Annotated in this window: 20 protein-coding genes; 15 read left to right on the top strand and 5 right to left on the bottom strand. The window is 46.5% G+C overall.

From position 1 onward, the window contains the following. From J4N40_RS15760 to J4N40_RS15750, 3 genes are all read left to right on the top strand, one after another. Positions 1 to 945, top strand: coding sequence for a virulence factor BrkB family protein (locus J4N40_RS15760; protein ID WP_005379281.1), 945 nt, complete (start codon positions 1 to 3; stop codon positions 943 to 945). Then, the gene (gene dtd, locus J4N40_RS15755) at positions 917 to 1,351 is read left to right on the top strand and encodes a D-aminoacyl-tRNA deacylase (RefSeq protein WP_005379282.1); all 435 of its coding nucleotides are present in this window, start codon (positions 917 to 919) and stop codon (positions 1,349 to 1,351) included. Before J4N40_RS15760 ends, dtd begins: the two co-directional genes overlap by 29 nt. Before the next feature lie 106 nt (positions 1,352 to 1,457). Beyond that, positions 1,458 to 2,375: a bifunctional GNAT family N-acetyltransferase/hotdog fold thioesterase gene (locus tag J4N40_RS15750; RefSeq protein ID WP_005379283.1), complete on the top strand. Its 918-nt coding sequence runs from the start codon at positions 1,458 to 1,460 to the stop codon at positions 2,373 to 2,375. Here the strand turns inward: J4N40_RS15750 and J4N40_RS15745 are convergent. The 4 genes from J4N40_RS15745 to hslR form a co-directional block, all read right to left on the bottom strand. Continuing rightward, complete coding sequence (locus J4N40_RS15745) at positions 2,361 to 4,481, bottom strand: AsmA family protein (protein WP_213972341.1); 2,121 nt, start codon at positions 4,479 to 4,481, stop codon at positions 2,361 to 2,363. The genes J4N40_RS15750 and J4N40_RS15745 overlap by 15 nt on opposite strands. 190 nt (positions 4,482 to 4,671) lie before the next feature. After that, positions 4,672 to 6,300 (bottom strand): phosphoenolpyruvate carboxykinase (ATP), encoded by a 1,629-nt coding sequence (gene pckA / locus J4N40_RS15740; RefSeq protein ID WP_005379288.1) that lies wholly within the window; start codon positions 6,298 to 6,300, stop codon positions 4,672 to 4,674. Between the two features lie 336 nt (positions 6,301 to 6,636). Then, positions 6,637 to 7,512, bottom strand: coding sequence for an Hsp33 family molecular chaperone HslO (gene hslO / locus J4N40_RS15735; RefSeq protein ID WP_005379290.1), 876 nt, complete (start codon positions 7,510 to 7,512; stop codon positions 6,637 to 6,639). Between the two features lie 31 nt (positions 7,513 to 7,543). Then, positions 7,544 to 7,930 carry a ribosome-associated heat shock protein Hsp15 gene (hslR, locus tag J4N40_RS15730; RefSeq protein WP_005379292.1) on the bottom strand — a complete coding sequence of 129 codons (387 nt, stop codon included), beginning with the start codon at positions 7,928 to 7,930 and terminating at the stop codon, positions 7,544 to 7,546. Between the two features lie 253 nt (positions 7,931 to 8,183). On the opposite strand from hslR, the gene gspC reads away from it, so the two are divergent. The 12 genes from gspC to J4N40_RS15670 are packed head-to-tail and all read left to right on the top strand — an operon-like array spanning position 8,184 to position 19,492. Further along, positions 8,184 to 9,110: a type II secretion system protein GspC gene (gene gspC / locus J4N40_RS15725; RefSeq protein WP_005379294.1), complete on the top strand. Its 927-nt coding sequence runs from the start codon at positions 8,184 to 8,186 to the stop codon at positions 9,108 to 9,110. Positions 9,111 to 9,146: 36 nt separating this feature from the next. Next, positions 9,147 to 11,165 (top strand): type II secretion system secretin GspD, encoded by a 2,019-nt coding sequence (gspD, locus tag J4N40_RS15720; protein ID WP_005379295.1) that lies wholly within the window; start codon positions 9,147 to 9,149, stop codon positions 11,163 to 11,165. Further along, a complete protein-coding gene (gene gspE, locus J4N40_RS15715) occupies positions 11,165 to 12,667 on the top strand; it encodes a type II secretion system ATPase GspE (protein WP_005379296.1) in 1,503 nt (500 codons plus the stop codon). Before gspD ends, gspE begins: the two co-directional genes overlap by 1 nt. After that, the gene (gene gspF / locus J4N40_RS15710) at positions 12,667 to 13,884 is read left to right on the top strand and encodes a type II secretion system inner membrane protein GspF (protein ID WP_025768303.1); all 1,218 of its coding nucleotides are present in this window, start codon (positions 12,667 to 12,669) and stop codon (positions 13,882 to 13,884) included. Before gspE ends, gspF begins: the two co-directional genes overlap by 1 nt. A gap of 59 nt (positions 13,885 to 13,943) precedes the next feature. Then, positions 13,944 to 14,387: a type II secretion system major pseudopilin GspG gene (gene gspG, locus J4N40_RS15705; RefSeq protein WP_005379298.1), complete on the top strand. Its 444-nt coding sequence runs from the start codon at positions 13,944 to 13,946 to the stop codon at positions 14,385 to 14,387. Between the two features lie 29 nt (positions 14,388 to 14,416). Then, positions 14,417 to 15,016: a prepilin-type N-terminal cleavage/methylation domain-containing protein gene (locus tag J4N40_RS15700; RefSeq protein WP_206957960.1), complete on the top strand. Its 600-nt coding sequence runs from the start codon at positions 14,417 to 14,419 to the stop codon at positions 15,014 to 15,016. Then, a complete protein-coding gene (gene gspI, locus J4N40_RS15695) occupies positions 15,003 to 15,392 on the top strand; it encodes a type II secretion system minor pseudopilin GspI (RefSeq protein WP_017635009.1) in 390 nt (129 codons plus the stop codon). The genes J4N40_RS15700 and gspI overlap by 14 nt, the downstream gene beginning before the upstream one ends. After that, positions 15,379 to 16,056 (top strand): type II secretion system minor pseudopilin GspJ, encoded by a 678-nt coding sequence (gene gspJ / locus J4N40_RS15690; RefSeq protein ID WP_132936677.1) that lies wholly within the window; start codon positions 15,379 to 15,381, stop codon positions 16,054 to 16,056. Before gspI ends, gspJ begins: the two co-directional genes overlap by 14 nt. After that, the gene (gspK, locus tag J4N40_RS15685; RefSeq protein WP_213972342.1) at positions 16,049 to 17,059 is read left to right on the top strand and encodes a type II secretion system minor pseudopilin GspK; all 1,011 of its coding nucleotides are present in this window, start codon (positions 16,049 to 16,051) and stop codon (positions 17,057 to 17,059) included. Before gspJ ends, gspK begins: the two co-directional genes overlap by 8 nt. Continuing rightward, positions 17,028 to 18,230, top strand: a complete 1,203-nt coding sequence (gspL, locus tag J4N40_RS15680; protein WP_167415599.1) for a type II secretion system protein GspL — start codon at positions 17,028 to 17,030, stop codon at positions 18,228 to 18,230. The genes gspK and gspL overlap by 32 nt, the downstream gene beginning before the upstream one ends. 7 nt (positions 18,231 to 18,237) lie before the next feature. After that, on the top strand, positions 18,238 to 18,729 hold the full coding sequence (locus J4N40_RS15675) for a type II secretion system protein M (RefSeq protein WP_005383002.1): 492 nt from the start codon (positions 18,238 to 18,240) through the stop codon (positions 18,727 to 18,729). A 1-nt stretch (position 18,730) separates the two neighbouring features. Next, positions 18,731 to 19,492 (top strand): type II secretion system protein N, encoded by a 762-nt coding sequence (locus J4N40_RS15670; protein ID WP_062730773.1) that lies wholly within the window; start codon positions 18,731 to 18,733, stop codon positions 19,490 to 19,492. 292 nt (positions 19,493 to 19,784) lie between these two features. On the opposite strand, the gene cysQ is transcribed toward J4N40_RS15670, so the two are convergent. Beyond that, positions 19,785 to 20,612, bottom strand: coding sequence for a 3'(2'),5'-bisphosphate nucleotidase CysQ (gene cysQ, locus J4N40_RS15665; protein WP_005379308.1), 828 nt, complete (start codon positions 20,610 to 20,612; stop codon positions 19,785 to 19,787). Positions 20,613 to 20,615: the final 3 nt, after the last annotated feature.

Here is a 20,615-nt window from a genome sequence, read left to right as displayed (position 1 = left end):
ATGAACCAGTTATCAGAGAGTTACAAGGCGAGATTAATCAATCTACTGCCAAGTTGCGTCGCGTTTTTTAAGTATCTTCTTAAGCGATTAACGCATGACCGTGTGAATGTGAACGCGGGCTATCTTGCCTACATTACCTTGTTATCCATCGTGCCAATGCTGACGGTATTGTTATCAATATTGTCGAAATTTCCCGTTTTTGCGAACGTTGGTGAGGTGCTGCAAGGCTACATTATTGAGAATTTTGTGCCAGCTTCTGGAGAAGCTGTACATACGGCATTACAGGAATTTGTGGCGAATACGGGCAAAATGAGCGCGGTTGGCGGTGGGTTTTTATTCATCGCAGCGGTCATGCTGATTTCCAACATTGATAAGAACTTAAACTACATTTGGCGAGTTAAAGACAAGCGCCGTTTAGTCTTTTCATTCTCTATGTATTGGATGGTACTCACGTTAGGGCCGATCATGGTCGGTGCGAGTATTGCGGCGACGTCGTACGTGACTTCGCTGCAAATTTTAGAGAACGAGACATTATCTGGTGCGTTTAATTTATTTCTGCGTTGGCTACCGTTGTTGCTGTCCTTTTTTGCTTTTCTTGGCTTGTATATTCTAGTGCCGAATAAAAAAGTACACCTCGCTCATGGTGCCATGGGGGCAGCAGTCGCCGCGATACTGTTCGAGTTGAGTAAAAAAGGCTTTGCGCTTTACATCACTCAGTTTCCGTCTTATCAGCTCATCTACGGCGCGTTAGCGGCGATTCCTATCTTATTTGTTTGGGTGTATTTATGCTGGATGATCGTGTTATTGGGGGCGGAAGTTACGGCTGCGCTTGGTGAGCGAGAGCACTGGAGTGAAGATTTAGACATGATACACTCGACCGCTGAATCTCAGTTAACAGATGAAGGAAGCGAGAGTAGTGATAGCGCTAATTCAACGAGTCAGTGAAGCAGCCGTCCGTGTGGATGGTGAAGTCGTAGGAGAAATTGATCGTGGTCTGCTGGTCTTATTGGGCGTAGAGAAGGACGACGATGAAGCTAAAGCAAAGCGTTTAATGGAGCGTGTTACAACCTACCGTGTGTTCGAAGATGACGAAGGCAAGATGAACCTGAACGTTAAACAGGTGGAAGGTAAAGTGCTGGTGGTTTCTCAATTTACGCTGCCTGCGGATACAAAAAAAGGCACGCGAGCTGGCTTTTCTCGCGGTGCGCATCCTGTTGATGCAGAGCGCTTGTATGATTACTTTTCTGACTTGTGTGAAGAAGTCTTACCCACACAGCGTGGCCGCTTCGCTGCCGATATGAAAGTGTCTTTGGTGAATGACGGTCCAGTGACGTTTTGGTTGCAGGTCTAATCTGGTAACACAGGCGCCATAGTCTAAGCTTTAACTCCAAGCTCATGGAATTGGCTTGGAGTAATTTTTCCGACACTGATTAGTGTTGTGCTTTCAAAGGATTGATATGTTCAAACTCATTACTCCCAAAACCGATAATCAGATAAACAAGTATTATCAGTTTCGCTGGCAACTGCTTCGTGAGCCATGGCGTATGCCGATCGGCTCAGAGCGCGATGAATACGACGAAATGAGTCATCACCGCATGATTGTTGATGGTCGAGGTCGTCCTATGGCGATTGGCCGTTTATACATTACGCCGGACAATGATGGCCAGATCCGCTATATGGCGGTTAAAAATAATCGCCGTAGCAAAGGGATGGGTTCGCTGGTTTTGGTTGCACTAGAGTCGTTAGCACGCCAGGAAGGAGCGAAACGCTTGGTGTGTAATGCCCGTGAAGATGCCATCGCCTTTTATGAAAAAAATGGCTTTGAGCGTCGAGGTGAGCTGACCGATGAGCGTGGCCCTGTGCGCCATCAGCAAATGGTGAAGCAACTGGATCCGATGGCCAATGTGTTACGTCGCCCTGAATGGTGTACTGAGCTTCAACAGCGCTGGGAGCAACAAATCCCAATTAGCGACAAAATGGGGATCAAGATTAACCAGTACACGGGTTACCAGTTTGAATGCTGTGCGCAGCTTAATCCTAACCTTAATCCGCATAACACCATGTTCGCTGGGTCAGCTTTTACCTTAGCAACCCTGACAGGGTGGGGGATGACGTGGCTGCTGCTTAAAGAGCGTGGGCTGCACGGTGATATTGTGTTGGCCGACAGCTCGATTCGCTATCGTCAACCAGTCGAACAAAACCCCGTGGCGAGTACTTCGTTGGATGGGATCAGTGGTGACCTAGACCGATTGGAGTCGGGACGCAAAGCACGCATCGTTATTCACGTAGTGATTTATAGTGGTGACACGCCAGCTGTTGATTTTGTCGGTACCTATATGTTGATACCGAACTACTCGCAGTTACTCAGTTGCTGATGGGGTAAGCGCCGACTGATCTGCTGGGCGCTTATCTGTTTCACCTTCTTGCTCTGTCGGTGAGAGGATTTGTTCTTCTGCTGCGGAATGCGTGTTGGGTACTTCATCTTCTTCGATAACTTCTTCGTAAAGCTCTTCCTCTTGAATCTCCAAGTTGATGTTATCAATCACGATTGGTTGCTCGATGGAAGGTTCATTTTTCTGTGGAGTCTCAATATCAGTAGGCTCGGCCAGTTTTGATGCGTTCACGCACTCATTACGGTGGGTTTCACCACTTAGTAGATCGCCTTCAATGTTTCCGCACGACTCTTCCAATTGATAAGTAATGCCACTTAGCGGGTTGTTGGCCATATCAAATGTTCCCCAAACCTTACCACTTATGGCTTTTCCTGAAATTGTGACCGGCTTTATGGCAACTTCCCCTCGTTGCGCGCTTAAACGCAGTGGACTTAAGGTAATGGCTTTGAGCGAATGATCCGCTTGGGAATTCAAGCGGGTATCTCGGAGATTGGCTTCCACTTCACCCGATAAGCTGTAGGCCAGCATGTTGCGATCACCTGATAACCCTTGTAGATCGAGGCTAAGATCGGAAAAACCATCAATAGCCAGTGTGTCGGATAAAAAATAATCGTGGAAGAGCGATAAGGGAATACCATCAGCATTGACGTTGAGCGCCCAAGGTTGGCTCGGGGTACTCAAATCTATTTGTCCGATGCCTTCTACGTAGCCTTGCTCGAGTGGCGCAAAAAGGCGAGTCAATTGCCAAAAGCCATCTTTGCTTTGCATGGCAAGTGCTGCGTGAGACGTGAGTATTTGGTCATAGCTAGCGTTGACAACGCTGACTTCCAATTCGCCTTGCCAAAGGCCCCAACGTTGAGCCGACTGTTTAATATCAAGCTGTTGCCCTTCGATATTTAAACCGGAAAGTTGCCAATAAGGTTCGTGAGATAGCTGGATAATTTGGCTGCGCTCAATGTCGAGTCGTTCGATTGCAACATGCTCTAACTCGCTGGTGGCGGCGTGCCACCAATTTAGGTTGTCTTCTGGCTGTGTTGCCCACTTGAGGCCTTGAATAGAGGCTTCTTTGAGCTTCCATTGTGTTGGCGTGAACAATCCAGAAACTTGCACTCGACCTTGCTGCCAATCTAAGCTGAGCTCGTTGAGCTGGATTACTCCTGGCTCGATAGCGGCACTCAAACGTGGCTCTATTGCGGTTTGCTGCTGGAATCGAACGCTATCCGCCTGCAATGACACTTGAGCTTTTGTCTTCCAGAGAGACAGTGGCAGTGTGGCGTTTTCCACAGAAAGATCCAAGTTCTGCCAGTGCCAGTCGCCCCATTCAATATCGGCGTTAAGCAAATCTAAGCTATTAATATGATTAATGCTAAATGGTAGATCGTGCCAAGGTTTTGCAAGCAGTGATTGGCGCTGCGTATTACTCAGTTTCAGCTTGTTGATGGTCACATTTACTAAAGACCAGCCTTGAGGATACTGCTCCCCTTGCCCAGATATTTGACTGTTACGCCAGTTAAAAGAGGTGCCATAAAGCGTACTGTCTTGCGGTTTGTAGTCTATATCGACTAAGAGTTGATTAAAGGCTTCGCCATTCCAATAGAGTTGGTCAGCTGCAAGTTGAACTTCGCCATATGGTATTAATTGACCATTCCATTGTGGTGATTGAATTTGAAGGTCAATGCCATTGGCAGAGAACTGCTCGTCGGCGTAATCAATATTTTTGAGCGCGATTTGATGGAATAATACGTTCTCTAAAGCAGGGAGCTTTGGTGCGCCATACTGCAAGCTCATACCATCAATCAATAAACTATCAACGATCCATTTACCATCGCGATAAACATCGGGATTCATCCATAAATCGACTTGCTCGATGTAAGACGCATCGTCTCCGCTGGTGTTCACGCGTTGTAAAGTTAGGTGATAGGGAAAGCCATAACGCACGCTTCCGGCCCGGAAGGGAAGAGAAAAGGTGTTTGACAGCAAGCGCCAGGTTGCGTCCGCGTAAGATGTTGTTAGCAGCGCAATCGTAGCGGCCGGAATGGCAACTAAGATAACCAGTAACAGAAGTAGAACTCGACGCGCTGTTTTCATCTTTGCTAGAACCTACGTGTGTTATTAAATAAAACTAGATAGGCTTTAGCTTGTATCAATATTCTGTGGTATTCAATAAAAAGCCCCTCAAAAGAGGGGCTTGAAGCAATTTTTGTAACTTGGCCTACGTAAAGGTGATAAGTTAATGCCAACTTTTCACTGAGTTTACGCGACGTCGCGGTTACTCGATTTAATCAATCTGAGGACCAGCCGCAACCAGAGATTTACCTTCAGCGTTGTCTGTGTACTTATCAAAGTTATTGATAAAGCGCGCTGCTAAATCTTTCGCTTTGCTTTCCCACTGAAGTGGGTCAACGTACGTGTCGCGAGGGTCTAGAATGCTAGGATCCACACCTGGTAGTGACGTTGGTACTTCAAGGTTGAAGATTGGAATGTGCTTAGTTGGTGCTTCTTCAATCGAACCATCAAGAATGGCATCAATAATTCCGCGTGTATCTTGAATAGAGATACGTTTGCCAGTGCCGTTCCAACCAGTATTCACTAGGTAAGCCTCAGCGCCCGCTGCTTCCATGCGTTTTACCAGTACTTCCGCGTATTTTGTTGGGTGGAGCGTTAGGAACGCCGCGCCGAAACAAGCAGAGAAAGTTGGTGTTGGCTCAGTAATACCGCGCTCTGTTCCCGCTAGTTTGGCGGTAAAGCCAGACAGGAAGTGGTACTTAGTTTGCTCAGGTGTCAATTTAGATACTGGAGGCAGTACGCCAAATGCATCGGCTGATAGGAAGATCACTTTATTCGCGTGACCGCCTTTTGATACTGGCTTAACGATATTATCGATATGGTAGATAGGGTAAGAAACACGTGTGTTTTCTGTTTTCGAACCATCATCAAAGTCGATAGAGCCATCGCCACGTACTGTTACGTTTTCTAGCAGTGCATCACGACGAATTGCGTTGTAGATGTCCGGCTCCGCTTCTTTCGAAAGTTTGATGGTTTTTGCGTAACAACCACCTTCGAAGTTGAAGACACCGTCATCATCCCAGCCGTGCTCATCATCACCAATTAGCGCACGTTTAGGATCAGTCGACAGGGTCGTTTTACCCGTACCAGATAGACCGAAGAATACCGCTACATCGCCATCTTTGCCCATGTTAGCGCTACAGTGCATTGATGCGATGTCTTTTAGTGGAAGGAAGTAGTTCATCATGGCGAACATACCTTTCTTCATTTCACCGCCGTACCAAGTACCACCGATAAGTTGCATGCGCTCAGTTAGGTTAAATACGGTGAAGTTTTCTGAGTTCAGGCCTTGCTCTTCCCATTTTGGATTAGTGCATTTTGCGCCATTCATTACTACGAAGTCTGGTTCAAATGTCGCTAACTCTTCTTCTGTCGGGCGAATAAACATGTTTTTAACGAAGTGCGCTTGCCATGCGACTTCTGTGATAACACGAATGCTCAAACGTGTATCTGGGTTTGCACCACAGTAACCGTCAACAACAAACAAGCGTTTGTTAGAAAGCTGGTTTGTGACCAGTTCTTTTAGCTCGTCCCACACTTCAGGAGTGATTGGCTTGTTATCATTTTTCACTTGATCAGACGTCCACCACATATGTTCTTCTGTCGTAGCGTCTTTGACGATGTATTTATCTTTTGGTGAGCGACCAGTAAAGATGCCAGTGTCAACGGCAACCGCACCTAGTTCAGTAACCACGCCGCGCTCATAACCGGTTAGGTCTTCACGCGTTTCTTCCTCAAACAACATTTCGTAGCTTGGGTTGCGAATAACCTCTTTTACGTTATGCAGTCCGTGCTTGGTTAGATCAAGTGTTGCAGCCTTAGTATGTTCCATAACGGTCATAGGTGCTCCTTATAAGGATTTTGTAGGGATTTTGTAAGAATGTTTTAATTTTAATCTGCTCACCATGCTAGCAACGGGGCGGGGAGAAAACAGGGAGATAGCTCAAAATTTGCCCATGATTTCAATAAGGTTTTAGGTAACCCGTCACATATTGGTGGGAATAGTCTATCGTGCACGCAATCCTTTGCGCTAGGGCAAAATCATTATTAATTGTTTAAAATTAAGCAGTTGTTTTATTACGCTTGAGGCTAGTTATTACGAGGGGTTGATCACAAAAAGGCCAGCATTAAGCTGGCCTTTTGTAGGGTAAATTACGTGCTTGATAAGCTATGTAAATTAATGCAGGGTTTTCTTGTCCGTAGAAGCTTGTGCATACAGTTCAGTGACTTCAGATTCGTCGAACGTATAAGTTGTGCCACAGTAATCACAATGTAAAGAAACTGATCCAACTTCTGCCAAAATGTCATAAATTTCAGCTTTCTCAACGGTGATGATTGCTGCACCGCTACGCTCACGAGAACAGCCACAATGGAACTCGACAGGTTGCGGCTCGTACAGACGTACTTTGTCTTGGTTATATAGTCGATACAATAACTCGTTCGCTTCTAAACCAAACAATTCTTCATCTTTTACTGTGTCAGTGAGCTGCTCTAGATGTTCGAAATCATCTGGAGAGCCAGTGCCGTCAGGGATCACTTGAATCAACATACCTGCTGCGTGTGCTTTGCCTTCATGCTCACCAGTGCGGATCCATAGGCGCGTTTTTAACTGCTCTGAGTTTGCAAAGTAGCCTTCTAGCACTTCTGCTAAAGTGTCACCTTCTAATCCAACGACGCCTTGGTAACGCTCGCCGTTTTTCGGTTCGATGGTGATCACAAGGTAGCCCTTACCCATTAGATCGTGAATGTTTGCGTCATCGGCAACATCGCCTTCCCAGCGAGCTACGCCACGAACACGTTGGTTATGGTCACCGTTGATAACGGCAAGAGACACAGGACCGTCGCCTTGTAGCTGGATGGTGATCGAACCTTCGAACTTAAGAGTGGCAGTTAAAAGAGTAGTTGAAACGAGTAGCTCACCCAGCAGTTTCTCTATTGCTGCCGGATATTCCTTGCTGGAGATAACACGTTGGTACGCTTCATCCAATTGTACCAACTCGCCACGTACTGAAAGATCTTCGAATAGGTAGCGGTTTAAAACATTATTTGCCATGGAGTGCTTTCCTCGTTGGTAATTCCGGCTTTTATTGGTGTTTGAACTTAATGATGTCTCTGCGCTGCTTTTTATCTGGGCGGCGTTCCGGACTTGGGTTGTGGGCATTAAGCTTACGTTGAGTCGCGTGTTCCTCACGTTTCGCGATACTCTCATTGGTTTCGCGATATAAGGTTTGTGCGATGGGAGCGCCTCGGCGTTGATCTGAGATTTGTTCGATGATCACGATTTTTTCTTCGTTGCCTTGACGAAGTCTGACTTCAGCGCCCACTTCAACGATTTTACTCGGCTTGCTTCGTTGGCCATTATAGTGGACTTTACCGCCATCGACCATGTTACGTGCGATGGAGCGGGTTTTGTAAAATCTTGCGGCCCATAGCCATTTATCTAGCCTAACGGCTTCATTTAGGGAACTCATAGAACACTACGCTATCTAATCACTGCCCGAATACGGCAATGAGTGATGGATTATTCACCTACAGATGGAGTCAAGGCGTATTTTTTTCAAGGGAGTTGGCAAAAACTGCATAAGAAAAAGGTATGAAAGACAACTTGTGATATAGTTCACTGCTCTTTGTTGAGTAATAATTTTATTGCAAATTTAGCAATTTAAAGTCGATAGCTATCGTTATAGCTTAAATGACGGACGTTAGAATAAAGGAATCCATTCAGTGAAACGTTTAGAGCTAAGTGCAGGATTATCAAGCAGACCGCTACTGGCTCAGATCAAGTCCAATCATTATACCATTCAAGCCAAACTTAGCTTGTTGCTTACCTGTCTGTTTATTGCGATAACAGGATGGATACTTGGCAAAATTGTGTGGTTAGCCATACCTCAATCGTCGGAAGTGCCGCAATGGCGTCCATCGGCGAGTAGCGTTGCTGCGAGCAATAAAGGCGACGCGATAGATTTTAATGCCCTTCAGAATGCCAACCTATTCGGTAAATACACTGAGCAAAAAGCGGCGGTTGTAGAACAGCCTATTGTTAAAGACGCCCCTAAGACGCGCCTTAACCTTACGCTGGTCGGTGCGGTTGCAAGTAGTGATGCCAACACCAGCCTTGCTGTTATTGCTAACCGAGGTAAGCAAGCTACGTACGGTTTGGGTGAAGAAATCGAAGGGACACGTGCGACACTAAAAGCGGTATTGGTGGATCGCGTCATCATTGATAACCAAGGTCGAGACGAGACCTTAATGATGGAAGGTATAGAATATAAGAAGCTATCTGAATCGCCGCAGGTAGCTAGGGCGCAAGCTCAGCGAGCAGAAGCAGCGACGTCTGACGTTGGAGAGAAATTAGAGCAAATCCGCGAGGAAATTGCGAAAGATCCACAAAGCGTTTTTAAATACATCACCATTTCACCCGTCAAAAAAGACGGAGACATTGTTGGTTATCGAGTATCACCTGGTCGTGATGCCGCATTATTTAATGATGTAGGGCTACAACCTGGCGATATTGCGGTTCAACTGAACGGGATCGATTTAAGTGACCCGTCTTCTTCAGTACAACTGATGCAAGTGATGAGCGATCCGCAAGAATTAAATTTAACTGTTGAGCGAGACGGCCAACAGTACGATATCTATATCCAATTGTAAGACTTAGGCAACCGGCGTAAGTTCAGGGAGACATACGTGAAACATTGGTTCAGCAAAAGTGCTTGGCTACTAGCAGGAAGTTTACTCTGCGTACCAGGTGCAATGGCAAACGAATTTAGTGCGAGCTTTAAAGGCACTGATATTCAAGAATTCATCAACATAGTGGGTCGTAACCTCGAAAAGACCATCATTGTTGATCCTTCAGTACGCGGTAAGATCGATGTCCGCAGCTATGACGTACTTAACGAAGAGCAATATTACAGCTTTTTCCTTAATGTCCTTGAAGTATACGGTTACGCAGTCGTAGAGATGGACAATGGGGTACTTAAGGTTATCAAAGCAAAAGACTCAAAAACCTCAGCAATCCCTGTGTTAGGTGATGGCAGCGCGCAAGGCGATAGTGTTATCACTCGAGTTGTCGCGGTGCGTAATGTGTCGGTCCGTGAGTTGTCTCCTCTACTTCGTCAGCTGATTGATAACGCCGGTGCCGGTAACGTGGTTCATTATGATCCAGCGAATATTATCTTGATTACTGGTCGTGCGGCAGTAGTGAATCGCTTAGCAGAGATCATCAAGCGTGTTGACCAAGCCGGTGATAAAGAAATTGAATTGGTGGAGCTGCGTAATGCATCTGCTGCTGAAATGGTACGCATTGTCGAAGCACTGAATAAAAGTGCGAATCAGAAAAGCACGCCAGAGTTCCTTGAACCTAAAATTGTGGCCGATGAACGTACTAACGCGATTTTAATTTCTGGTGATCCAAAAGTAAGAGCCCGCTTGAAACGTTTGATTCGTCAACTTGATGTTGAAATGGCGACAAAAGGTAACAACCGAGTTGTGTACCTGAAAAATGCGAAAGCTGAAGACTTGGTGGATGTATTGAAAGGTGTTTCCGATAACCTGCAAGCTGAAAAGCAAGCCGGTCAGAAAACATCAGGTGCATCGCGTGGTGAGGTCGTCATTGCTGCTCACGCTGCAACTAACTCGTTAGTTTTAACAGCGCCACCAGATATTATGATGGCATTACAAGACGTCATTTCTCAACTCGATATTCGTCGTGCTCAGGTTCTTATTGAAGCGTTAATTGTCGAAATGTCTGAAGGTGATGGTATTAACCTAGGTGTTCAGTGGGGTTCGTTAGAAACGGGTGCTGTAATTCAGTACGGTAACTCAGGAGCCCCGATTGGTCAGGTGATGGTTGGTCTAGAAGAAGCAAAAGATCAAACCCGCACTGAATACTATACCAACTCTAATGGCGAACGAACGCCATATGATGTTACTGAATCAGGTGACTACTCTACGCTAGCGTCAGCGCTTAGCGGAGTAAATGGTGCGGCAATGAGTATTGTCATGGGTGACTGGACAGCGCTAATTAGTGCTGTTGCTTCTGACTCCAACTCAAACATTCTATCTTCTCCGAGTATTACCGTAATGGATAATGGCGAAGCATCATTTATTGTGGGTGAAGAGGTTCCGGTTATTACGGGCTCTACGGCTGGCTCAAACAACGACAACCCATTCCAAACGGTTGACCGTAAAGAAGTCGGTATCAAACTCAAAGTAGTGCCACAAATTAACGAAGGTGACTCTGTACAGTTAAACATTGAACAAGAAGTTTCCAACGTATTAGGCGCAAACGGTGCGGTTGACGTTCGCTTTGCTAAACGACAGTTAAACACCTCTGTCATGATCCAAGATGGTCAGATGTTGGTTCTTGGTGGTTTGGTCGATGAACGCGCACTTGAAAGTGAGTCTAAAGTGCCGCTATTGGGTGACATTCCGGTACTTGGCCATCTGTTCAAGTCAACTAGCACGCAAACAGAAAAACGTAACTTGATGGTGTTCATCAAGCCGACGATTATTCGCGATGGTGTGACGGCTGACGGTATTACGCAGCGTAAATACAACTTTATTCGCGCAGAACAGCTTTATAAAGCGGATCAAGGGTTGAAGTTGATGGCAGACGAGAAGATCCCGGTTATGCCAGCCTTTGGCCAGGAGCGTCAGCACCCAACAGAGATTCAAGCGTTTATTGATCAAATGGAAAACAACTAATGGTTGATATGTTAGACACAGCGCCAAGTATGCGTCGTCTGCCATTCAGTTTTGCCAACCGCTTTAAACTGGTGCTGGAGACAGAGCATCCTGAGCGTCCACCTATTCTTTACTATGTCGAGCCGCTTAACCCTGCGGCTCTGGTTGAAGTCCGTCGTGTATTAAAGAAAAGCTTCGTACCGCAACCTATCGATAAAGAAGCCTTTGATAAAAAGCTGACCGAAGCATATCAACGCGACTCGTCTGAAGCGCGTCAGTTGATGGAAGATATTGGTGCTGATAGCGATGATTTCTTCTCTTTGGCTGAAGAACTGCCGCACGATGAAGACTTATTAGAATCGGAAGACGATGCGCCAATCATCAAATTGATCAACGCCATGTTGGGCGAAGCGATCAAAGAAGGTGCGTCGGATATTCATATTGAGACGTTCGAGAAAACCCTTTCGATTCGTTTCCGTGTCGATGGCGTATTGCGTGAAGTCCTGACTCCAAGCCGTAAGCTAGCGCCTTTGCTAGTTTCTCGTGTGAAGGTTATGGCTAAACTAGATATCGCAGAAAAGCGTGTGCCTCAAGATGGCCGTATTTCGTTGCGTATCGGTGGTCGTGCGGTGGACGTGCGTGTATCTACGATGCCGTCCTCACATGGTGAGCGCGTGGTAATGCGTTTGTTGGATAAAAACGCGACTCGTCTTGATTTACATAGTTTGGGCATGACACCTTCAGTGCATGACAACTTCCGTCACTTGATTGGCCGCCCTCACGGTATCATCTTGGTGACGGGCCCGACAGGTTCTGGTAAATCCACCACCTTGTATGCTGGCTTGCAAGAGATCAATAGCAACGAGCGCAACATTCTAACGGTTGAAGACCCGATCGAATTTGATATTGATGGCATCGGTCAAACTCAGGTGAACCCAAAGGTCGATATGACGTTTGCGCGCGGCTTGCGTGCCATTCTGCGTCAGGACCCGGATGTGGTGATGGTCGGTGAGATCCGTGACTTAGAAACCGCACAAATTGCAGTGCAAGCGTCCTTAACGGGTCACTTGGTAATGTCTACTCTCCACACCAACACCGCAGTGGGTGCGATTACGCGTCTACGTGATATGGGTATTGAGCCATTCCTTATTTCTTCTTCGTTATTAGGGGTGCTAGCGCAGCGCTTAGTTCGAACGCTTTGTCCAAGCTGTAAAGAGCCGTATGAAGCCGATGCGGAACAGAAAAAACTGTTTGGTATGGAAGCGCATGAACCGTTAGAACTGCACCGAGCAAAAGGCTGTGAAGCGTGCAACCAAAAAGGCTACCGAGGTCGAACAGGTATCCACGAGCTCATTATGGTTGATGAGCAAGTGCAAGAGTTGATTCATCGAGAGTCTGGTGAACAAGAAATTGAGAGAGCCGTTCGCGCCCATACGCCAAGTATTCGCAGTGATGGTTTAAGCAAAGTACGTCGTGGTATTACGTCACTTGAAGAAGTGATGCGAGTGACGAAGGAAACCTAATGGCGGCATTTGAGTACAAAGCGCTAGATGCAAAAGGCAAGCATAAAAAAGGCACGATAGAAGGGGACAACGCCCGACAAGTGCGCCAGCGACTCAAAGAGCAAGGGATGATCCCGATTGAAGTGGTCGAGACGAAAGCTAAATCGGCTAAGTCTTCAGGTTCAGTCAGCTTTAAGCGCGGCATCTCGACATCTGAGCTGGCACTCATCACACGGCAATTGTCTACGCTAGTCCAATCAGGAATGCCTTTGGAAGAGTGTTTGCGTGCGGTCTCTGAGCAGGCTGAAAAGCCGAGGATTCGTTCTATGTTGGCTGCGGTTCGCTCGAAAGTAACCGAGGGTTATCCGCTCGCCGACAGTTTTGCCGATTACCCACACGTGTTTGATGAACTGTACCGCTCCATGGTTGCGGCGGGCGAAAAATCAGGTCACCTCGATACCGTATTAGAGCGTTTGGCAGACTATGTCGAAAACCGCCAAAAGATGCGATCTAAATTGCTTCAAGCAATGATTTATCCTGTAGTTTTGGTGGTATTCGCGGTTGTCATCGTTTCGTTCTTATTGGCGACAGTGGTTCCTAAAATCATTGAACCCATCATTCAGATGGGCCAAGAGTTACCTCAATCGACGCAATTTTTACTGGCAGCCAGTGAGTTTGTGCAAGGTTGGGGGCTGATTATTTTCGTTGTGCTGGTGGCGCTTTTCTATGGCCTCAAACTGGCGTTGCAAAAGCCAGACTTTCGCTTAGCTTGGGACAGAAAAATCTTGAGCTTACCGCTAATAGGTAAGATCTCTCGAGGTTTGAATACCGCACGATTCGCGCGAACACTTTCGATCTGTACTTCCAGTGCGATTCCAATTCTCGAGGGTATGCGCGTTGCGGTAGATGTTATGTCTAACCGTTATGTGAAGCAGCAAGTGTTGCTTGCAGCGGATAACGTTCGAGAGGGCGCTAGTTTGCGTAAGGCGTTGGACCAAACCCGCTTGTTTCCACCAATGATGCTACACATGATCGCCAGTGGTGAGCAAAGTGGTGAATTAGAGAGCATGTTGACGCGGGCAGCCGATAACCAAGATCAAAACTTTGAATCAACAGTCAATATTGCTCTGGGTGTGTTTACTCCTGCGCTGATTGCATTAATGGCTGGATTAGTGTTGTTCATTGTGATGGCGACCTTGATGCCAATGCTAGAAATGAATAACTTGATGAGCGGATAATTTCGAATTAAGACGTGTCTACTAACGGCATGGCTTTAATCTAACTTTCGGAGAAAAAAATGAAGTTTAAGCGTAGTAAACAACAGGGTTTTACACTTTTAGAAGTGATGGTTGTTGTAGTTATCCTGGGTATTTTGGCAAGTTTTGTTGTTCCAAACCTATTGGGTAACAAAGAGAAGGCAGACCAACAAAAAGCGATTACGGACATTGTCGCGTTGGAAAATGCCTTAGATATGTACAAGTTGGACAACAGCGTTTACCCAACAACGGACCAAGGTCTAGAAGCATTGGTTAGCAAGCCATCTAACCCAGAGCCACGCAACTACCGTGATGGTGGTTACATCAAACGTCTTCCTAATGACCCTTGGGGCAACCAGTACCAATACTTAAGCCCAGGTGATAACGGTACAATCGATATCTTCACTCTAGGCGCAGATGGCCAAGAGGGTGGAGAAGGTCCAGCTGCAGATATTGGCAACTGGAACATGCAAGACTTCCAATAATTGAGCCTAAGCCAGCACTAATGAAACAAATGCGAAAACATAACGGTTTTACATTGATAGAAATTCTATTGGTGCTGGTTTTGCTATCTCTTACGGCTGTGGCCGTGATCTCGACGTTACCGACTAGCCAAAAAGATCTTTCCAAACAGTATGCTCAAAGCTTTTTTCAGCGTTTACAGCTGCTCAATGAAGAAGCGGTGCTGAGCGGTAAAGATTTTGGTGTTCGAGTGGATGATGCCAAATCGACCTACGCTCTACTGAGTTTAACCTCAGAAGGTTGGCAGCCTCTGAAATTAAAGCAGATTCCGAGCAAAACCAAGCTAGAAGAAGATATTACGCTACAACTCGAGCTCGGAGGTGGTGCTTGGGATAATGATGAGCGCTTATTCAAACCAGGTTCTCTTTTTGATGAAGACATGTTCGCAGAAGAAGAGGACGAAAAGAAAATTCAGCCACCGCAAGTGTTTATATTTTCCAGCGCCGAAGTCACGCCATTTACCCTGTCTTTTTTTCCGCAAAATGGTGATGCCTTTAATGACGGTTGGCGAGTCATTGGCAAAGAAAGTGGACAAATTTTGTTATTAGCTCCGGGCGAAGAAGTGAAAGAGGATGAGAATGCGCAATTTTAAGCAAGCTCGCCCAAATTTGAGTCATCGCCGGACGAGAGGCATGACCTTACTGGAAGTATTGGTCGCACTGGCAATTTTCGCTACCGCTGCCATCAGTGTCATTCGCTCTGTGAGCCAGCATATTAATACAATCAGTTATCTAGAAGAAAAAATGTTTGCAGCCATGGTTGTGGATAATCAGATGGCAAATGTGATGTTGAATACCGGAGAACTCAAAGCGAAAAACGGCACAGAAGAGCTGGCAGGACGCACTTGGTTCTGGAAAGTCACGCCAGTCGCCACGACGCAGCCATTGCTGAAAGCATTTGATGTGAGCGTCTCGGTAGAGAAAAGCGCGAGCCCTGTAGTAACGGTACGAAGCTATGTGGCGCAATAATCATCTCCGCGCAAACACGCGCCAAAGGGTAAAAGGTTTTACACTTATTGAAGTGTTGGTATCGATTGCCATCTTTGCCAGTTTAAGTGTCGCAGCGTACCAAGTGGTATCGCAAGTACAGCGTAGCAATGCGCTATCACAAGAACGAACCCAACGCTTAAACGAAATTCAGCGTGCCATGGTTATGATGGATAACGATTTTCGTCAAATGGCGATGCGTCAAACGCGTACTAATGGTGAAGAGCCTGCTAGCCGGCTAATTTTTTGGTCCGATTACCTGTTGGACTCCGATACCAAAGGACTGATGTTTGCCCGTTTAGGTTGGCACAACCCTCAGCAGCAGTTCCCTCGTGGAGAAGTAACCAAGGTTGGCTATCGCTTAAAAGAAGAAACACTGCAGCGAGTATGGTGGCGCTATCCTGATACGCCGGTTGGGCAACAAGGTACTGTTACTCCATTGCTAACGCAGGTCGAGTCATTTGATATGCGTTTCTATGATGGTAAGCAATGGAAAAAAGAGTGGGCTGAAGAAAAAGCGCTGCCGAAAGCGGTTTCTGTTGTTCTCACTCTCAAAGATTATGGAGAAATTGCCCGCACTTATCTCACTCCTGATGGCACATTGAGTCAGAAAGAGGAAAGTTCAGGAGACAGCAATAATGGTTAACCGTCAGCGCGGTGTTGCTTTGATTATAGTGTTGATGTTGCTGGCGATTATGGCGACGGTTGCCGCCAGCATGTCGGAACGTTTGTTCTTGCAGTTTCAGCGAGGCGCTAATCAAATCAATTACCAGCAAGCGTACTGGTACAGCCTTGGCGTCGAGGCGCTAGCAAAAGTGGGTATCGAGCAAAGTTATAAAGACACCGACACGATTAATATGAGTCAACCGTGGGCGATAAAAGAGCAAGTCTATCCGTTAGATTATGGTCAAGCGGCGGGACGAATTAGAGACAAGCAAGCGTGCTTTAATCTAAATGTATTGAGTCGTGTGCAACCAACGGGTCAGCAAATTACAAGACCATATTTAGTGAATGTATTGCAGCGCCTATTAGAAGAGCTGGATGTCGAGCCATATCAAGCAGAAATCATTGCAGACTCTATTTGGGAATACATTGATGCTGACGACTCTGTCCGTTCGACTACTGGGGTTGAAGACAGCACATATGAAGCGATGAAGCCTTCCTATTTAGCATCAAATGGTTGGATGGCAGATGCTTCCGAGTTACGGGCTGTCTATCAGGTGAGTGGTGAAATTTTCCAAAAATTGGAGCCGCTGGTCTGTGCATTACCAAGTGATGACTGGCGTTTAAACGTGAATACGATTGATGTTGAGCAAACTCCGATTTTGGTGGCAATGTTCTCACCAAACTTAAGCAGTAGTGATGCGATTCAGCTAATTGAAAAACGCCCATTTGATGGGTGGGATAGCATTGATGAATTTTTAGCAGAGTCAGAAATGGCTGGCTTAAGTGAAGATGTAAAGAAAAACGCCAAAGGCTATTTGGGTGTGGATAGCGCCTTTTTTGAATTGGATGCACAAGTGTTGGTGGATGAATCACGTGTACGTATCCGAAGCCTTTTACAAAGTACAAATAGAGAAACGGTGACCGTAGTTCGCCGTCGTTTTGGAGGGATCAGTGAGCGAGTTTCTGACCGTTCGGCTGAGTAGCGAACAACAAAGTACCATTCCTTGGGTGGTGTGGTCGACAGATCAACAGGAAGTGATTGCTAGCGGTGAAATCGCCGGATGGGAACACTTAGATGAGTTGGTCTCATATGCTGGTCAGCGCCAAGTTGTGGCGCTGCTGGCGAGTAATGATGTGGTCCTGACGCAAGTGGATATACCACCTGGTGCAACACGCCAATTCGAGGCGATGTTACCGTACTTAGTGGAAGACGAAGTTGCTCAGGACGTTGATGGCCTGCACTTTAGCGTGTTGGGTAAACAAGCGGACAAAGCGCAGATTTGCGCAGTTGAACGTGCTTGGATTCAGACTGTACTGCAACGTTTTTCAAGCCAAGGTATCGCCATTAAACGCATTTTACCCGATGTGCTTGCATTACCGGTTCGTGGAGAGCACAGCAGTGCTGCAATGATTGGCGAGCAATGGCTAATTCGTCACTCTGCGACAGAGGGCGCGGTTGTCGACGCTTCTTGGTTAGACCTTTATCTCTCTTCTTATCTACAAAATCATGAAGGTTGGAAGCTCGATTGCTATAGCTCGGTCCCGGAATCTGCGTTACCTGAAATATGGGAGCCGCAACCAGAAGAAATGACGATGGCTTTACTGGCGAAGGGGGTGACAGAAAGCAAAGTCAATTTGCTGACTGGGATCTTCAAGCCGAAATCTTCTTGGGGTAAATACTGGAAGCTCTGGCAAAAAGCCACCATTGCTGCGGGGGTGCTTATCGTTGTCATGGTTGCGCAGCAGTTGCTCGTGGTCCACAAGTACGAAGCACAAGCTCAAGCGTATCGTGAGGAGAGTGAGCGTATTTTCCGCCAGGTGTTCCCAAATAAACGACGCATTCCTACCGTTAGTTACCTCAAACGACAAATGGATGATGAAGAGCGCCGCTTATCTGGTGGAAGTGGTCAGCAGGCAATGTTGTCATGGTTGGCGGCATTACCCGCGACGCTTGGTCAGGTCAGCGACTTGGAGATCACTAGCTTTAAATACGACGGACAACGTGGCGAAGTACGTATTCAGGCTCGTAGTTCAGACTTCCAACCTTTTGAGCAGGCTCGTGTGAAATTGGCAGAGAAGTTTAATGTTGAGCAAGGTCAGTTGAACCGTAGCGATAACGTTGTGGTTGGCAGCTTTGTTTTGAAGCGTTTGTGAGGTGATGATGAAAAATTTAATTTCTCAAGCTCAGGTTTGGTGGAGCAGCATCTCGCAGCGTGAGCAACGTTTGGTCATGGGATGTGGCGCTATTGCCGTTATCGGTATTATTTATTGGGGTTTATTACAGCCAATGAGTCAACGTGCGGAGCTAGCTCAGTCACGTATTCAAAGTGAAAAGCAGTTGCTAGCTTGGGTACAAGATAAAGCGGATGGCATCACTGCACTGCGAAAAAGCAGCGGGGTGAGCTACTCTAGTCAACCGTTGAATCAGTTGGTTTCTTCTTCAGCTCGTCGTTATAAAGTTGAGTTGATTCGAGTACAACCTCGTAATGAGAGCGTTCAAGTGTGGATCAAACCACTCGCGTTTAATCAACTAGTGGATTGGTTACGTTACTTGAAAGAGCAACAGGGTATTGAAGTCGAATTTTTAGATATCGACCGAACAGAGCAAGCGGGCATGATCGATGTAAACCGCCTTCAGTTTAAGCGAGGTTAAGGTGAAGCGAGCAGTACTTTACGTTGTTATCTTTATCGTCTTTTTTTCAGTCAGTCTTTTAATGGGATTACCAGTCTCTTGGGTGTTACAACAAGCACCAACAGTGAGAGGCCTGGACATTCAAGGAGCCAACGGTTCGGTATGGCAAGGTCAAGCTTCTAGTATTCGTTGGCAGCGCCAGAACCTTGGAGAAGTTAATTGGGATTTCCAATGGTCGAGTCTACTGACAGGTAAAGCTGAGTTTGCTGTGCGCTTTGGTCGTGGTAGTGAAATGGACGTTCGTGGGCGCGGTTTTGTCGGCTATAGCTTAAGTGATGGCCCTTATGCCAAAAACTTAGTTGCCTCAATTCCGGCGGTAAAAGTTGTTGAGCAAGCGCGCCTCCCTGTGCCTGTTGGTGTTGATGGGCAGCTTGAGCTGAATATTCGTCATGCGACTTATGCTGCGCCTTGGTGTAAGAACGGTGAAGGCACTTTAGTATGGAATGCCAGTGGTATTCAAAGCCCCGTTGGCAGCTTAGATCTCGGTCCTGTGATTGCCGATATAAACTGTCAGGATAGTGTATTGACGGCAACTGGTGAGCAGAGCAGCAAACAAGTCTCTGCGGCGTTTTCCGCTGAACTGATGCCTAATCAACGGTACTCAACCAAAGCGTGGTTCAAACCTGGTGCAGAGTTCCCATCCAGCATGGGGGAGCAACTGAAATGGTTGGGTAAGCCGAATGCTCAAGGTCAATATGAGTTTAACTACCAAGGGCGCTTCTAACCTATCGTGACAAAATCCAATATCTTAAAAGAGCTGCTATTGTGCAGCTCTTTTTGCTTTTGGATCATTGTAAGCTAAAACCTCTATTCGCTGTACATTGGGAATGAATGGAAATTTAAAACCATGATTTTTAATTGATTTGTTTTCTTTCGTTCAGCTTTACAGGCAATTGGAACATAGTAGGCCAAATACTCCAAGTGCTGTACAGAAGGTCAAAAAGAAAAGGCCACGAAGATATTCGTGGCCTTTCTATTGCTAGAATTTTGTGCTCTAAATTTTACCGATAGGGCGCTTAATCTTTGCGTTGTAAAATCTCATTCCAAGGTAAATCCGCATCACCAAGAACAATAAAATTCGGGTTTTCTAGTGTTTCCCGCTCGTTATATGACAGCGGTTCTAATTGCGTGCTGAGAATACGTCCGCCAGCTTCTTCAACAATGCATTGTGTCGCAGCGGTGTCCCACTCACCTGTTGGACCTAGTCGGAGATAGCAATCTACCGCCCCTTCCGCGACGAGGCATGCTTTCAATGCTGCAGAACCGAGCGGTATTAAGTCGTAATTCCAGGCGCTGCTCATACGGTTAGTAATACGATTGATGTCTTGGCGACGACTAATAGCAATTGCGATGCTTTGCTCTGGCTGTTCGTGTTTGTGTGTATGGATTTTGACGCTGTCCGACATGTCGGGAATTTTCCAGGCGCCTTTGCCATTATAAGCGTAGTAAGTCACGCCAGATACAGGGCCGTAAACGACGCCCATGGTTGGTCGATTGTTGTCGACCAACGCAATAATAGTGGCAAAGTCACCACTGCGAGCGATGAATTCTTGAGTACCATCAAGAGGGTCGACTAACCAATAACGTTCCCACTGAGCGCGTTGCTCTAAGCTTATGTCTGCGTCTTCTTCTGACAACACGGGAATGTCAGGCGTCAGATCACTCAAGCGTTCAGTGATGAACTTGTGAGCTGCAATATCTGCACTTGTTACGGGAGTTTCGTCACTTTTGGTGTAGGCCTCGTATTGCTTCTTTTCATATATTTCGAGGATCATTTGCCCAGCACTGCGGGCAATCTCGATGACTTGAGGAAGTAGGTGAGATAGATCTTTTGTCATTGGCATAAG

The sequence above is a fragment of the Vibrio sp. SCSIO 43097 genome (assembly GCF_023650755.1).
Taxonomy (GTDB): Bacteria; Pseudomonadota; Gammaproteobacteria; order Enterobacterales; family Vibrionaceae; genus Vibrio; species Vibrio alginolyticus.
Note: the sequence above shows the minus strand (reverse complement) of the source record. Positions and strands in the feature narration are given on the sequence as shown.

Bases quoted from the DNA above. Each gene is read 5' to 3' on its own strand.
- J4N40_RS15675 (WP_005383002.1), top strand. From the start codon at position 18,238: ATGAAAAATTTAATTTCTCAAGCTCAGGTTTGGTGGAGCAGCATCTCG.
- gspG (WP_005379298.1), top strand. From the start codon at position 13,944: ATGAAGTTTAAGCGTAGTAAACAACAGGGTTTTACACTTTTAGAAGTG.
- J4N40_RS15745 (WP_213972341.1), bottom strand. From the start codon at position 4,481: ATGAAAACAGCGCGTCGAGTTCTACTTCTGTTACTGGTTATCTTAGTT.
- J4N40_RS15750 (WP_005379283.1), top strand. From the start codon at position 1,458: ATGTTCAAACTCATTACTCCCAAAACCGATAATCAGATAAACAAGTAT.
- pckA (WP_005379288.1), bottom strand. From the start codon at position 6,300: ATGACCGTTATGGAACATACTAAGGCTGCAACACTTGATCTAACCAAG.
- hslR (WP_005379292.1), bottom strand. From the start codon at position 7,930: ATGAGTTCCCTAAATGAAGCCGTTAGGCTAGATAAATGGCTATGGGCC.
- cysQ (WP_005379308.1), bottom strand. From the start codon at position 20,612: ATGCCAATGACAAAAGATCTATCTCACCTACTTCCTCAAGTCATCGAG.
- J4N40_RS15700 (WP_206957960.1), top strand. From the start codon at position 14,417: ATGCGAAAACATAACGGTTTTACATTGATAGAAATTCTATTGGTGCTG.
- gspE (WP_005379296.1), top strand. From the start codon at position 11,165: ATGGTTGATATGTTAGACACAGCGCCAAGTATGCGTCGTCTGCCATTC.
- gspK (WP_213972342.1), top strand. From the start codon at position 16,049: ATGGTTAACCGTCAGCGCGGTGTTGCTTTGATTATAGTGTTGATGTTG.
- J4N40_RS15760 (WP_005379281.1), top strand. From the start codon at position 1: ATGAACCAGTTATCAGAGAGTTACAAGGCGAGATTAATCAATCTACTG.
- gspJ (WP_132936677.1), top strand. From the start codon at position 15,379: ATGTGGCGCAATAATCATCTCCGCGCAAACACGCGCCAAAGGGTAAAA.
- hslO (WP_005379290.1), bottom strand. From the start codon at position 7,512: ATGGCAAATAATGTTTTAAACCGCTACCTATTCGAAGATCTTTCAGTA.
- gspF (WP_025768303.1), top strand. From the start codon at position 12,667: ATGGCGGCATTTGAGTACAAAGCGCTAGATGCAAAAGGCAAGCATAAA.
- gspI (WP_017635009.1), top strand. From the start codon at position 15,003: ATGCGCAATTTTAAGCAAGCTCGCCCAAATTTGAGTCATCGCCGGACG.